Source organism: Legionella qingyii (genome assembly GCF_003990155.1).
In the GTDB taxonomy this organism is placed as follows: Bacteria; Pseudomonadota; Gammaproteobacteria; order Legionellales; family Legionellaceae; genus Legionella; species Legionella qingyii.
The window spans coordinates 29,300-45,130 of the sequence record NZ_RZGX01000006.1 but is presented as its reverse complement, the minus strand read 5'-3'; the positions used below and the strand labels follow the sequence as shown (position 1 = coordinate 45,130).

Below are 15,831 nucleotides of genomic sequence, written 5' to 3'. Positions count from 1 at the left end.
TTTTTAACAAAGAGATTGGGGTTTTTCGTAAGTCCTGTTGGATATAAAAAAGAATAGGATGTCCATTCTTACTGCGCATATAACAAATTGATATCTACTTTAAAAGGAGCGCCTATGTTAATTAAATTGATGCTTGGGGTACGTCAGTTCCAAGATGGGTCATTTAAACAAATGGAAGACATATTCAAGCAATTGAGTGTAGGTCAAACCCCTGAAATTCTATTCATCACATGTTCTGATTCACGCTTATTGCCAAATCTTCTGACACAAACAAAACCAGGTGATTTATTTGTCATTCGTAATGTAGGAAATATCATTCCTCCTTCTCATATTCCATCAAGTGAAGCTGCGGGGCTTATGTTTGCTCTAAGTGAACTTCATAGCATCAAAGACATTATTATTTGTGGCCACTCACACTGTGGTGCCATGAAGGGTTTATTAACTCCCAACCTCAATGAACGCCTGCCCGAAGTCGCCTCATGGCTTACTCATTCACATTCGGTCTTAAAAAAAATGAATGATTCTAAAGAATCTAATCCTAATGATTTCAGTTTAAAAGTGCTTCAAGCCACCAAGCTAAACATTTTAACTCAGATGGAACATTTAAAATCATATCCATTGATTGCCGAAAAATTGAAACGTAAAGAACTCACTCTTCATGGATGGTTCTATGAGTTTGAAACAGGTGAAGTGTTTGTTTATGAGTCTAGCTTTGATGAATTTGTTCCACTTGAAAAAGCATTGGGTTTTGCTATTTCTACACGTAGGGATAAAATAATTGAACAGGTAGCAATGAAACATCTTGAACTTTTTACCAATCCTCAAACAGCCCATGAATATAAAGAGTTAATGCGGTTATTTTTGCTTCTTGAAAAGAATTTATCGCCCATCTGGCAAACAATAAAAAAAGAAGTTACTCAAAAAGTATGGGCAGAGTTAGGAGGATTATATTCCAGTATAGATGATGTTGAATTCATCGATATGCTAGAGCAAGGCTCTCAGTTAAAACTGATGAATTTAAAAAATTTTCAAAAAAACATATCGGAATCAATTGGTTATCAGAACTATCTCCATAAGACAATGTATCATTCTTTTTTTGCACCAATTCCTAAATCAACTCCAGATACCTTCTGTAATTTTTTAAATTTTAATCTTTAAATCATAAAGACCAGAACATTCTGGTCTTTTACTTTGAGTCCTTTAGAAGGCTTAAATTCCAACTCCAATTCTAAGCAAGAACGATATCTATTTAATTTACAAAATAAAACTTTTAGTCTAAATAATATTATTAAAGGGATTTTAATTTGGGTACTTATGAAAAAATGGTCTGGATTTATTATATTTTTGCTGGTACTTATACTCGTAGCTTACTATTTCATTGGTTTAACAATCAAAAGCACTCTAAATAAAAATATAGACTCAATACCTAAATCGTCTGCATTTAGTGTCCATCTTGCTCAATACCATCGTGGATGGTTTTCATCTCAAGCAACATTAACACTTAAGATGTATATTCCCGCTCAAAGTACAACAGATAAAGATGGAGTCACTAAAACAGAACCACCGGTTGATTTGAATATGGATATACCTATTCTCATCAAACACGGACCATTCATAACGACACCTAATGGAATACGTTTTGGATTAGGTCTCATTACAACGCAACCTGAAACACATTATGAAGCCTTTATAAATTATCTGAATAAAACTGTTTTCAGATACACGCTTCCTTCCTTTTCCCTAGAAGGCAAGATTGGACAAAATGAGGGAGACTTTCAACTCAATTGGCAAGGTTTAACTTCTTTGCTCAGCGTTTCCTCTAATCTGGATCATATCAATGGTAATTTAAGGCTTTGGGGGTTAAATGGCGAAGCTAGCAACCCAGTTAATGCTCAAAGTAATGTTAGCTTCAATATTGGCGAAGTCACCTATGATTATAAATTTAAACGGTATCAAGAATGGTTATGGCTTGGTCAAACTTATTTTGATATTCCTTCTATTGCATTCAATCTAGCTGGTGCAAAAAACTTCGAGCTTACTGGATTTGATTTCTCGGCTAGCTCTGATGTTCGTGATGATGTGCTGAACATCGACCTTAAACTGTCATTGCAAAAACTATTTACTAATAATCAAAATTTTGGACCAGGGATTTTACACTTGAATTTTAGAAATCTGGATCCAGCAATTGTAGCGAAAATCAATCAACAAGAATTCAATATGATTCAAAATAATAGCGACCCTAATCTTGCCACGCTTGCATTCGCAACAGAATTACCAAAACTCCTTGCCAAAGGTGCGGTATTAGAGCTTTCAGAATTGACCCTGAACTTACCAAGTGGGAAAATTATAGGAAATTTTAAATTATCAGTACCAAAAGGCGAAGAAAACGATCTATCACAGATAATGCAAAAGATGCAAGGTGAAGGTTACTTTAAGGCACCGATAGCCACAGTAAAAGAGCTGATGACCGCATCAATTAAAAGTGATCTCGCCAACAATACCCAAGCGAACGAAGAGACTCAAGCACCTTCACCTGGCTCAACAAGCCCAACACAAATCTTATCTATTACTGATAATGAAGCTGCAAACAAAGCAGAAAAAATATTACAAGATTTTGTCAGCAAAGGTTTTTTAAAGGTTGAGGGTAATGATTATGTCTTTACCTTCAAATTAGAAAACCAAAAAATTACTGTGAATGGCCGGCCATTTGCTCCCGCTATGCTAAAATAATTTCTGCTTCATTACGTTTAAAAAGCCCCTATCACAAACCGATATGGGGCTGATAATTTTTTACATTATAGACATTTTTTGGGAGTTATAATAGTTTGGATCGGGTCGCTTAGCATAGGCATCAACAAGTTCTGTCAAAAAACCAACTTTCTCTGCCATTGGCAGATCAGATGCTAAAACTCCTTGAGTTATACCGGCAAAGATTTGAGTTAACGAAGCTGAAGAAGGATTTGAGTTTGCTTGATTCCTACCGGAATGGATATCCTGCTGAGCCACCTGATTAATTCCACGAATTGTTGAGGAAGAATCAGCCTTATTTTGAGGTAAAAGAGCCAAAGCACTTGCATGCTCCTCTATTTCATTAGCTGAAAAAATGTTTTTTAGAACCCCTTGCTCACGATGAAGTGATTCTTTTGCTTTAGGTCCACTTCTAGAAGCGAAAAAAGAAATGTTACTACGAGTCATTGCTTCTTTTACAGGTAAGTTTTCATGGCTTCTTTTAAAATTAACTTCTAACCAATTGACCAATCGAGAAGGATTCTCCACATGAATACAAAATTTATTATGATTACATTCATTTTTAATATTCTCACCTTTTTCGATGCGAGCAACATGATTATCAACCACAAAGTATCCCTTTGTTGCTTCAAACGGAGGTAAGATACTCCCTGGATAAATGATAAAATTATAACCTAAGGCAGCTGCTAACAGCATAATAGAAGGACTTTCTTCGGTAAGGTAACCTTCAGAACGATGAAGCCATAACTCGCGATTATCTCCTTCCCCGGCATGACGACTTGCAAACTCGGAACTTACCTTGTCAATAGTTACCTTAAGACCTTCTACTGAACTATATAGAGGTATTATTTCTTTTAAAATTTCATTAAAATTATTTTGAGACACCCAATTATGCCAACGAACTATTTCAAAATTCTTTCCAGTATCCGCAGCTAATTTATTGATAATCTCAATTTTTTCATCCACGGTCTTATTTGGATACCTAGTATCGAAATCGTTCTCAGTAAGCCCCAAAGGAGCTAAGAACGCGCCAAGATTAGCTTTAAAATATAGATCCCCTAACTCTATGGCGTTCTTTTTAAGAGCATCTTCATTATCACCGGATGAGGAATCTTCCTTAAGATTATGCCAATAAATTTCATCGGCAATTAAAAATGTTGCTTTACCCTTCACACCAGTATAATCAGGACCGGTTTGATGCATATCAACAGCTTGTTTCACAATAGCTGCTAAAAATCCACCAGCACAGTACTCATTTCCTTTAATACTTAAAAGAACTAAATCATTTGTAGTCTTCAACGAAGGAAAACGACTTTTACTACTATCTTTTGAATCAAAACTTGCGGTAATAATTTTGCCGTCTTTCGGACCTTTGATTTTGGGCATCTAATATTTCCTTAGCGTTATGTTTATCACTTCTGCACACTATCAATTCACTCAACTACTTAAAAATTATTTAAGTCGGGATGATAGGTACTTAACTTAATATTTTGGGGTTTTAAAAATCGAATTATTTTCAATGTTCAGTCAAAAATATAGACATAGTATAATTCATTTTGAAAAAAAAATAACCAATTTTTTTAAAATAGTTTATAATATTCTCACTATTTATTTATAATAGACAGATATTTTGGATGATTTACTATATTCTTTTACGTGTCCGTCCATTAACATACTGTCGATCAACAATATTTTTACTCAATAACGCACGTACTTCGGTTATTAAGTCATTTTATATGGTGGAAAATGGATTCTGAAAAAATTAAAGAATTACACGAAATTATTAATCGAAAAAATGAAGAGATTCGTCAACTGACCCTATCTCTGGATGAAGAAAAACTTAATTATAAAAATGAATTGCACGCTGTTCGTGATTATTACGAAAATATAATTGCCTTAATGCCAGGACATGTATACTGGCTTGATAAGAATAATGTCTTTTTAGGTTGTAACGATCGACAAGCAAAAAGCGCCCGTTTGCAATCAAGAAAAGAAATTGTTGGAAAAACCAATTACGATATGCCATGGAAAGATCAAGCAGAAGAATTAAATAAAATCAATACATTAGTTATGGAAACGGGCATACCACATACTGTAGAAGAATATGCAGTCATGACAAATGGAATGGGTATTTACTATTCCCAAAAGGTTCCCTTACACAATCAAAACAATGAGATTATTGGTGTTTTGGGTATTTCTCTCGACATCACAGAACACAAAAAAATGGAAGTTGCTTTGCGTCGTGCCAAAGAAAATGCTGAAGTTGCAAACAAGGCAAAAACTGAATTTATTGAAAATATGAGCCATGATATTCATACCCCATTAAGTGGTATTGTTGGGATGTCACGACTTTTGGAAGAGAAAGCAGAAGATCCAGAAAGAAAACAATTTGCGCGTTGGATTCATGAAAGTGGTGAACAATTATTGGATCTATTAAATGGTGTAATGGAAATCGTTGCCGCAGATAATCTCAGAGACAGTGATGTCCATGAGGAGCTATTCGAATTACGCAAAAATGTTAAAGATATTGCACATCTTGTACAACCTACTCTGGAAATGAAAAAAATTCAGCTGAATATCGAAATTGATGATACAGCACCAAATACTTTTATCACTGATGGTACAAAATTACATCGAGTTTTATTAAATCTAGTAGGAAATGCAATTCGATTCACTGATAAAGGTATTGTTACAATTAAAGTGGAGACACTTTCACATGAAAATAGCTATGCACAACTTCGATTCAGTGTGATTGATACAGGAATTGGCATACCTCCGGAATTAAAGGATAAAATCTTTGATCGCTTCTTCCGCGCTACTCCTGCATACAAAAGCCAGCACGGTGGTTATGGCGTTGGCCTTCATGTCGCACAAAAATATTTAAGCCTTCTGGGTGGAGAAATAAATCTGGAAAGTGAAGTAGGAAAAGGCTCTACTTTTTATTTTACCCTCACAATGAAAATCGGGTATAACGAGGACAATACCCTCACTTATAATGAAACAAAAATACTGAACAAAGAAACAGTATCTCATACGCCGCTTATTCTTCTGGTAGAAGATAACATCATTTCCCTTCATATGATTGAAAATGTTGTAGAACAAGGAGGATATCAATATTATTCGGCAATCGATGGCGAACATGCTTTAGAGCTGTTAGAAACGAATGATTTTGACTTAATCATTACTGATATAGATATATCCGGTATTGCGGACAAAAACCTCATTCAGTGTATTCGCGATATGGAAAAACGTGCTGGGAAAACTCCTTTACCTATTATTGGCCTAACTACTAATACCTCAGGTGAAACAGAAAATAATCCCATGCGTTCAGAAATGAATAAAATATTAACTAAACCCATTCATTTAAAAAAGCTCCAGGAAGTAGTTAATGGACTCAATTTAGCGTCTTCAAAAAAAGAAAAATAGGGCGTCCCGCCTACGTGTCGCGACTTGTTCGCGGCATCCAGATGCTCGTAATCAACAGCAAATTTCTTCATATAGGTCACGCCACCCAGGGTGCGGTGGGGATGAATTGTAAACACACCCTAATTTTGGGCAAAAAATCTTATATCGCAGTCTGGGTGAAGCGTAGCGACGCCTAGACTACGATATTTTTATGGGGTTTCAAAATAATTAGTATCGAATGGATAACAAACCCAAGTTAAAGTTGAGCCGTTGTAATTCACTTCAAGCGTCGTAGTATTCAAAGCAGATAACTCAGGTTGCTTATCTATATAGCATACTTGCCGCGCCCCATTTAAACTCACATAGTAATAAGATGTAGTCGATTTATAATCATTAGGCACATAGTAAACATCCCCTTGTTTTTCCAAAATAATCGGAGTCCCGGTAATTACAATTTTGGTAGCATGGGAAACTGCATTAAGCATCGTAAGCGAAAAAAAAATTAATAATAATTTTTTCATAATAATTTCACTCCTTGAAATGATTTAAACGACCCTGATTAAGTATAGAACAATAATATTCACTTAATTGCATTGCGGTACGATTACTGAGCGAAATAGAGCATGTCAATTACACAACCAGATGGGCAACCTTTAATTGAGCGAGTACCTCCGATAAGCTGAGTTGACATGACTTCAAGTGGATCAAACTAAGCTCTACAATAAGATGTTTTACACATTGAGAAAGATTATAATTCTCTAACGTAGCTTGGATGGCTACCGCTTTAATTTAATTATAGGAAATATTATGAATACTCTGGAGTGGCTAACAAAACTTATCGCATTTGATACTACCTCACGCAATTCCAATTTATCACTAATAGAAACGCTCGCTAATGGATTAAATGATTATCATATTAATTCTATTTTAATCCATGATGATAAAGGCCTTAAAGCAAATTTACTTGCTTCGCTCCCTAATCGCCATGGTCAACGCAATGGCGGTCTTATTTTATCTGGCCATACGGATGTAGTACCTGTTGATGGACAGGCCTGGGACAGTAATCCATTTCAAGCAACGATTAAAGATGAGAAAATATATGGCAGAGGAGCTTGTGATATGAAAGGTTTCATTGCTGTAGTCATGAGCCTCATTCCACAACTGAAAGCACTTAATCTCGATTTCCCAATACATTTTGCTTTTTCTTATGATGAAGAAGTTGGCTGCCTTGGCGCACCACGCCTTATTGAGAAAATGATGAAGTTAAATTATAAACCCAAAGCGTGCATTGTAGGTGAACCAACCTCAATGCAGCCAGTCATTGGGCATAAAGGAATACAATGCTATCGCTGCCAAATTCATGGAGTAGCGGCTCACTCTTCATTAACGCCTCAAGGGTGTAATGCGATAGAACATGCTGCATCATTTATTACATTTCTTCGCAATATGGCGCATCAGTTTAAATCACAAGGGCATCATGATGCATCTTATGATGTACCCTACACTACAATTTCCACTAATCTCATTCAGGGTGGAAACGCTTATAATACAATTCCTAGTTTGTGTGAATTTGTTTTTGAAATTAGAAACTTAGTTTCAGATAACCAGGAACAGCTACATCAACAAATAGTGGATTACCTGGATGCCCAACTACTCCCTTCTCTGCGCAAAGAACAATTGAATACAAACGTTATTCTGGAAACGCTTGCTAAAGCACCTGGATTGGATACACCGTTATCAGAACCAATTGTGCGTGCTGCCCAATCAATTTGTCAGAATGAAAAACAATCAAAGGTCGCTTACGCCACCGAAGCAGGATTATTTCAACAAGCAGAAATACCCACTATTGTTTGTGGGCCGGGTAGTATTGAACAAGCTCATCGTGCTAATGAATTTGTTGGGCGAGAACAATTACATCGTTGTGAACAATTTATACTCAATATGGTACAATCACCATTTCTTAGAAATACTGAATAAAAAATAGTTACTGCTCATAATTCTGTTTCAACAAGGTGAGAAAATTACATGATAATCCTCTATATCCCATTCCATGAAAATAATGATCTCATTGCCCGGGCAATAGATTGGAAAAATACGCTTACAGATCAAAACATACTCATCTTACAACATGGTAATCCAATTGATTATAATTTACTGAATCAGGAACAACTCACCATCTATATCCTCGCTCATGGTGTTAATCAATTATTAGAACATTTTCATCTGAGCAGCCATTACCCTATTACCAGTCAAACAACCTATCTTAGTATTGATCAAATAGCAGATCGTTTTAACTCTGATTTTGTCTACCTGCATTTTAGAATTAAAAATATAAAGCTTTATTTTTGCAATAATCAAGGAAATCAGAAAGATATAGCAGAATTATTCTACAAAAATTTAGTCTTATTTGATGCGTCCATAAATTACTATGCCGGTACGGTTTTTAGTCCTTCAAAAAATCATAAAAAGTATTCATTTTTTCATGGTCAGTGGTATTGCTGTTCGAATGTTCGAAATTCCTTACGTATAAAAACTTGCCTCGATTCAGATGAAAAATTGAATATTAAGACATTAACTATCCTTAATTTTGTTTCAGATGCAAAACAAAAGCGCATTGATGAAGTCTTTCAAAGCCGAAAAAAAGCACGTCATGAACAATTGATGCGAATGAGAAAAAAAGAGACGAAGCATCAAGAACAAAATAGCGATGCGATAAAAAATATAGAAAATGACAACTTTCTGTCATTTGGTAGCCAGCAAAAATATTGATATCGAATTTCAAAATAGAACAATAATTTGCATAAATTTTTAAATAATTGATTGACAACAATCAGGATGATAATATTGTGACCACATTATATTACATTCTATTGACTCGATGAAAGATTGGTTAAAACTCTTTTTTGCAAAAAGTGACGCTATCCTCTTAACCCTAAATGGCAAAACTTTTAAAAAATCCGATTGTCAAAAGCTCGGTGGTGGAGCTGAAAAAAATGTGTATCAAATTAAAGAGACAAACCAATGCTTTTTTATTCCCAATAAAACGGATCGGGAGATATTTTGGGATGGAAAAATACAAACAAGTGAAGATCTTTGGAATCGTAAAATTGAAAGAGAAAAAGCTTTACTCGATCAAATCAGTACATTTGGCTTAAAAACACAACGTTTTGAAATCTTACCCCTAAAAATTGAAGATCCAGGAAAATCGTCCTATATCCTTAATGTTCTTGTTACAAAAGATTTTAAAAGCCTATGCGAAGAAGAATCTATTGTTATTTATAATAAAAAGGAGCAGGAGATTATTGGTACTCCTCCAAATTTTATTGCGATGCAAAAGCAATTCAAGGAGAAACATTTTGCTCAAAAGGTAGTCAAAAAAATTATAGCCGAATATGCAGTTGCATTCACATTTACATTACCATCAAGTATTCTATACGTTCTTGATGACAGTGAACATTTGTGTTTTGAATTACCAAAGGACGCTACAGAACCTCCCGTAGCACGATATATGTTTTGGGATGTTCTATCTGACTTTAGAGGCGTAAGTATTCCTATAGTCCCCACATTAAATGAGTTAAAGCTCGGTTCAAAGGAAGAACCTTCCACCACTTCTACTCGAGATCCTCTTCAAGGATTAATCAACCTTGCTTATCAGGTTGCGTCCCCCATACTTAAAATGAGTACCCCCGCAAAGGAAGACTTCAATGTGGATTCCTTAGCTGCAGATCTGCTCAACGCTTTAAACGACGATGATATTCTCAATGAGGCCCTGGCTCATGCAAGAAAATTAGCGTCCCAATTTATTGAAAACCTATTAAAAGAAAATGAACAGAATAAGCTAGATAATAATGAGGACTTTATTCTATTAATGGAATCTGTTATTTCAGTAGGCGAATTTGATTTATTCCTACGCGCTTTTCGATCATTTGAAAATCCGGCTGATATGCCTCAAGAAGACATCGATAAAATTACATTTTTTGCACAAAAATACAAGGTTCAACCCATCATTGATTATCTGAATATTCATCTTGTTCAAGAAAAAGCCAAGAGAGAGATGGAAAAAAATATTCGTCTTGCCCAAGAAAAAGCCAATCAAGAGGCAGAAAAAGTAAAAGCAGAAGAAAAGCGCCACAAAGATTCTGAACAATTAAAAAACGATTTTCTGCAACGCTACAATAAAAAATTGACCGATGACAAAAATGCATGGTGTGGTATGTATTCATTTTTTGTTAGAAGTTATACCAATGAAGATATGAGCTTAAAAGAATTGGTGGAACATGCTCAAGGACGTTCACAGCATGGTAGTGGCAAACGCAGTAAAGAAATTATGAAAACAATGGGTTGGTTAGATGAAAGTAATGAAGTAACGGATAAAATAAGTAGTTACATCATGTAAAAGACGTTTCGTTTTTACTATTGAATATTTTATGATTTATTTTTGCAAGCGAAACTCACATTAATAGGCATTGCAGTACAACCAGTCTTAAAACTGTCCTTAATATTTTTGAGACTATAAAAATGAGCTAGTAAAAAGAACTTGATAGGCCGTATAGGGATCGAACCTATGACCAAGAGATTAAGAGTCTCCTGCTCTACCAGCTGAGCTAACGGCCCATTTAAATGATAACAGTTAACTTTTGTAATCGATTGTTAACTTTTAAAATATTAGCTTATATCGATAGATTTTCCAACATCTAGACAGAACGATATGAAAAACAATATTTTCACCTCGATCTTTAACAGACAATTGCAACTTGAATAAATAAGTGTAGTAATCTGTCTTGAGATAAAATTCATGACAGTTACTCCACTTTTTATTTTGAAGATTGGATCACACCTTAACTTGGAGACTCTACAGGATAGAGTTTTGTGACTGTGTTTTTTTCTCGATATGCGAGAAGTAAAAAACCGATAACCCCCATTGCCAGGGTGGCAGGGATAACTCCTATTCCATAAACAAAAGCTCCCGCCTCACGAATGCCGCCATTTACATTGACAACATAACCTATAATTGTATGGAACGCATAGCCAAAAATCATAATTATCATATTGGCGATTGCCGTAGTGAGGCCAGCAAGATGCTCTGGAACATAAGTAGAAACTTTATAAATAGCTAGAATCTGATAAGCACAGCACATTCCGACCAATATAAAAGATATCGTGATACTGGATACGTTTAACATACCTCCAACAAGTGCAGTAAAAACAACACACATGGTTATTCCTGCTGCGATGATTGTTCCCAGGTAATATCCTGATTTTTCTGCAATCAAACTTAAAACTGGGGAGCCAAAACACATGCCAATAAAAATCATTGAAGGTAAGTAGTTTGCTGTTGATGTATTCAAACCATATACCTGTTTTAAAAAGCCAGAACCCCATACATCAGAAAATCCTTCCAAAGGACCTAGCATTAGCCCTGCAAAACAGCACATCAAAATGACTTTTTTGTTGGTAAAAACAGTTTTGATATTGGCAAGGATTGATGTGTGATAAGTAGGTTTCTCATCGGGGACTATAAAATAAGTTACGCAGGCAAGCACGAGGCCAATAGCGATAAATACTTCAATGACCATTTTATAACCCACTGCATGACACATATAGCTAACTGGACCACCACCATAAACAGCGCCTATAAGTCCTATCATCACTGAAAAACTTAGCATTCGAGAAAAATGCTGTTCTTTAAATGTCATACGTATTATTTTAAACGTACCCAAAATTGCAGCTGACGATCCAATGCCAATAAGCGCTCTTCCTATAAGAGGATACATCCAATGATCAGCAAAAATCAGCGGCAGCAAGCCAAGAACAGGAAGTAAAATGCATAAAGTCATTACTTTTCTTGGGCCAAAACGATCCAGCATAATCCCAATTGGCAAATGCATCAAAGAGTAGCCAAGATAATAAACACCAGAAAATTGTCCAAATACCGTCGCATCAATATGAAATTTCGACGTAATATCATCCATCATAATATTGGGCATCACTCTAAGAACATATTGGTATGCGTAAAATATTGACGCAATAAGCCACACAAACCAGGCAACAACACGTGATGTAGACATAAAAATCCTCGAAAATACAAGCAGCTAATATACGCACATTGGTTACAACCTATGCATTAGAGAATATTGTAATGCATTTGTTTTGAAATTTTATTGCAAATATAGGGTTTTATTTTAATTATTTAGATTCTAATTTTAATTTACTAACATTTTTTGGATTAAAATGCTAATATTTAAAATATTCATGTTATTTTTAAAAAATTATGGATCGTACAGACAAGAAAATATTAGATATCCTTCAGTCAAACTGTCAAATTAATAACCAAGAACTTGCTGATATGGTAGCGTTATCCCCCTCGCCTTGCCTTCGTCGCGTCAAATTGTTGGAAGATAATGGCTATATTAAGAAAAAAGTTGCTCTTCTTGAACCCGAAAAACTGGGTTTAAAGTTATCTGTGATTGTTTTAGTTGGATTAAATAGTCATCAGCCCGCTGTCATGAGCCAATTTGAGGAAGCTGTTCGCTTTCTTCCTGAAGTAGTTCAGTGTTATTTAATTACAGGTCAATCTGCAGATTACGTGTTAAAAGTAATCGTGCCCGATCTAAACGCATACCAATTGTTCTTATTAGACAAACTGACACGTATCAATGGGGTTACTAGCGTACAATCAAGCTTTATTTTAAGAACTATTTGTGAAACAACTACACTTCCATTGGATCATCTCGATTAATTAATTTGTTTTATCCCCATTAACTCTAATACAAGTGCGTATCCTATTGATTTTAATTAATTCCTATTGAGTTTATCGATAAAAAAAGCAAGGTATTGCGTCAATCATATAGGAGTAAATTAAGACATTGAAGTTTTTACCTTTAGTTTTAGCTGGATTTTGCGTTGTAAATACAGTTTCTTCCGCTTCCGCCCCTCTTCCGAAATACCTTGATAAAGATGGACCTGTTTGTACCACGCTTAGAGGATTTACTGGCCTCATAGTAGGTCCAACTGGTATAGATAATTTAGGCCCCAACGTATTGTTGGTAATGAGACAAATAACTTCTCATTCCAGGGATTGTTTTTAAGCCTTACGTTACACGCCTAACAAGCATCATAAGAACTGTCTTTAAAGTAATCGTGTCATTTACTCATAAAGACAGTACTTTGTTTCACTCACTTTTCTTTGATCGAATTTTCTATATTTACTTGGGCGTGTTTACAATTGAAAATAAAAATTCTCTTAGAACTCGCCTTCCTCATATTCCCAAGGTATATAATTTGAGGTAATACTTATTTCAGAACCTCATTGAGTATATTTATAAAAATTGCTGGTAGCAGGTGCTTTCGCTGTACTAAACCGCATACTTGTCATTGGCTAAAAGGATAAACAAAGATGACAAAAACAGTAGATTATTTACTTCTTGGCGGCGGCCTTGCTTCGGCACTTGCCGCCGATACTTTGAGAAAAGAAGGCGCTACTGGGAGCATTGCCATACTATCAGAAGAGCATTACCTTCCCTACCTTCGCCCTCAGCTCGCCAGAGGATTTCTGACTGGAAACCGCAAGAAAGAACAATTCATTATATTCAACGAAAGCTACTATAAAAAAAATGATATTGATGTATTGCTCAACACAAAAGTTTTGTCTGTTGATCCCAAAAATAAAATTGTGAGAACAGACCATACTGGAAATTTCTATTTTAAACAATTGCTTATTGCCACAGGCTGCAACCCTAAACGAGTTGAGCTGCCAGGAAGTAAACTCGACAAAATCTATTATCTTAAAACGCTCCCTGATGCACAGCCACTTATACATGAAATAGAACATGCAAAAAAGGCAGTAATCGTGGGAGGAAGTTATATTGGCATCGAGCTCGCTTCTTTATTGATTAAAAAAAATATAAAAGTAACCATTATCGCAGAAGAGTTCCATTTGTTTAATGTAAGTTCTTCAGCTGAGGTAGCTGCTTTTATAACCAACAATGGCGTTGAAGTACTTCTTCATGAAACGATAAAACAATTTAATGGTAAAAAGCATGTCCAATCAGTAGAAACAAATACAGGAAAAAATTTAGCGTGTGACTTTGTAGTCATAACCGATAAATACTTTCCGGTTACTGATTTTCTTCAAGGGAGTGGAATTCAGATCAATGATGGCATTGTTGTCGATCAATATCTGCAAACCAATAAAGAGGGAATTTATGCTGCCGGTGATGTTGCTAACTTTTTTGATCCAGTATTTAGAAGATATCATCGAAATGGAGGAGTAGATAACGCCATCAAACAAGGAAAAATTGCTGCATTAAATATGATGGGAATGAGAAAAAGCTACAGTACTGCCTCTTATTTCAATCTCCACGCATTTGATAATTACATTGTCATAATCGGTGATACCGTTGATGCTACGGAACGAATAGTAAGAGGTTCAATTAAAGAAAAAAACTGTGCCTTGTTTTATCTGAAAGATGGATTGTTGCAAGGTGCCTTTTTTTCTGGACGCCCTATAGAAGAAATTAAAGCGGCAGAATCACTGATTATCAACAGAGTTAATATAGAGCCTCATAAGAAAATGCTTTTTGATATTAACTTTTCTCTGGAAAAAATTGCAATTCAAACCATCCTTACCCTGCAAGGTGGTGGGGCTCTTGGTGCTTTTGAGTGCGGCGTGGTTAAAGCAATGGAAGAACATGGGATTTACCCGGATATTGTTTCTGGAATTTCTATAGGTGCATTTAATTCCGCAATTATTGCTGGAAATCCCAAACATGCGACTGAAGCGTTGGAGGGCTTTTGGAATGATCTCGCTCTAGATATGTTCAGTGTTGCTGATGAACAAGCAAGACGACTTCTCTCTTCCTGGCATGCTATGATTTGGGGGTCTCCCAACTTTTTCCTTCCAAGATGGCCTATGCCAGTTTTTAGTGCCGATCAATTACCAATTCACTGGACAAGTTTTTACGATACTTCATATGTTAAAGATCTTTTACGCAAATACATCGATTTTGATAAGTTAAAAGACAGCCCCGTCCGCCTGCTGGTGATGGCAGTTAACGTTGAAACATCTGAATTTGAAACCTTTGACAGTTATACAGATGACATTACCCCCGATCATATTCTTGCCAGTGGAAGCCTGCCTCCGGGGTTTCCATGGACAACAATTAATAATAAACATTATTGGGATGGTGGAATCATAACCAATACCCCTATTGATTCAACACTTGATGTCTGTGGTCGATCCAACAAAAAAATCTATATTGTTGAGCTTTATTCAAGAAATCGCCCCCTTCCTGAAAATATGATTGAGGTTCTTTCAAGAAAAGATGAGATTTTATTTTCAGAAAAAATAAGGAAAGACATACATACAACTGATCTTATCAATAACTACAAAAAACTAATTGAACAGATTTTGAATCATTGTGAGCCCAACATAGCTGAAGAGATAAGACAATTCCCTACTTATATTCAAACAATGGGTGATCCAGGCATTCAATCCATCACCAGAATTATACGTGAAGTAGGAAAAAATGAACCGTATGCATGGGATTCTGATTTTTCAAGAGAAACTATAGAACAACATAAGAAAAATGGTTATAAAACCATGAAGAACATATTAAAAAAAGAAGCCTTGGCAAAGCGTGCAAAATAAATAGGGCTTAATGAGCAAGTTTTTTGGCT

General features: G+C 35.5%; 11 protein-coding genes and 1 tRNA gene. 8 read left to right on the top strand and 4 right to left on the bottom strand.

Going from position 1 to position 15,831, the window contains the following annotated elements:
• Positions 1–114 precede the first annotated feature (114 nt).
• A complete protein-coding gene (locus ELY20_RS05745) occupies positions 115–1,158 on the top strand; it encodes a carbonic anhydrase (protein ID WP_110143864.1) in 1,044 nt (347 codons plus the stop codon).
• 156 nt (positions 1,159–1,314) lie between these two features.
• Positions 1,315–2,730, top strand: coding sequence for a YdgA family protein (locus ELY20_RS05740; protein ID WP_110143898.1), 1,416 nt, complete (start codon positions 1,315–1,317; stop codon positions 2,728–2,730).
• Positions 2,731–2,790: 60 nt separating this feature from the next.
• Here the strand turns inward: ELY20_RS05740 and ELY20_RS05735 are convergent, their stop codons facing one another.
• Positions 2,791–4,134 (bottom strand): hypothetical protein, encoded by a 1,344-nt coding sequence (locus ELY20_RS05735; protein ID WP_110143865.1) that lies wholly within the window; start codon positions 4,132–4,134, stop codon positions 2,791–2,793.
• Positions 4,135–4,494: 360 nt separating this feature from the next.
• On the opposite strand from ELY20_RS05735, the gene ELY20_RS05730 reads away from it, so the two are divergent.
• Entirely contained in the window at positions 4,495–6,174 is a 1,680-nt protein-coding gene (locus ELY20_RS05730; RefSeq protein ID WP_110143866.1) for an ATP-binding protein, read from the top strand.
• 188 nt (positions 6,175–6,362) lie between these two features.
• Here ELY20_RS05730 and ELY20_RS05725 read toward each other — a convergent pair whose 3' ends face one another.
• Positions 6,363–6,674 (bottom strand): hypothetical protein, encoded by a 312-nt coding sequence (locus ELY20_RS05725; RefSeq protein ID WP_165831643.1) that lies wholly within the window; start codon positions 6,672–6,674, stop codon positions 6,363–6,365.
• A 286-nt stretch (positions 6,675–6,960) separates the two neighbouring features.
• On the opposite strand from ELY20_RS05725, the gene argE reads away from it, so the two are divergent.
• The 3 genes from argE (at position 6,961) to ELY20_RS05710 (ending at position 10,549) form a co-directional block, all read left to right on the top strand.
• A complete protein-coding gene (argE, locus tag ELY20_RS05720) occupies positions 6,961–8,130 on the top strand; it encodes an acetylornithine deacetylase (protein ID WP_110143868.1) in 1,170 nt (389 codons plus the stop codon).
• A 48-nt stretch (positions 8,131–8,178) separates the two neighbouring features.
• Entirely contained in the window at positions 8,179–8,922 is a 744-nt protein-coding gene (locus ELY20_RS05715) for a hypothetical protein (protein WP_110143869.1), read from the top strand.
• Between the two features lie 109 nt (positions 8,923–9,031).
• Positions 9,032–10,549, top strand: coding sequence for a hypothetical protein (locus ELY20_RS05710; protein ID WP_110143870.1), 1,518 nt, complete (start codon positions 9,032–9,034; stop codon positions 10,547–10,549).
• Between the two features lie 145 nt (positions 10,550–10,694).
• On the opposite strand, the gene ELY20_RS05705 is transcribed toward ELY20_RS05710, so the two are convergent.
• Positions 10,695–10,767, bottom strand: a tRNA-Lys gene (locus tag ELY20_RS05705).
• 224 nt (positions 10,768–10,991) lie between these two features.
• Entirely contained in the window at positions 10,992–12,221 is a 1,230-nt protein-coding gene (locus ELY20_RS05700) for an MFS transporter (protein ID WP_110143871.1), read from the bottom strand.
• A gap of 203 nt (positions 12,222–12,424) precedes the next feature.
• Between ELY20_RS05700 and ELY20_RS05695 the strand changes: the two genes are divergently transcribed.
• Entirely contained in the window at positions 12,425–12,892 is a 468-nt protein-coding gene (locus ELY20_RS05695) for an Lrp/AsnC family transcriptional regulator (protein ID WP_058468676.1), read from the top strand.
• Positions 12,893–13,549: 657 nt separating this feature from the next.
• A complete protein-coding gene (locus tag ELY20_RS05690; protein WP_110143872.1) occupies positions 13,550–15,802 on the top strand; it encodes an FAD-dependent oxidoreductase in 2,253 nt (750 codons plus the stop codon).
• The last annotated feature ends 29 nt before the right edge of the window (positions 15,803–15,831 follow it).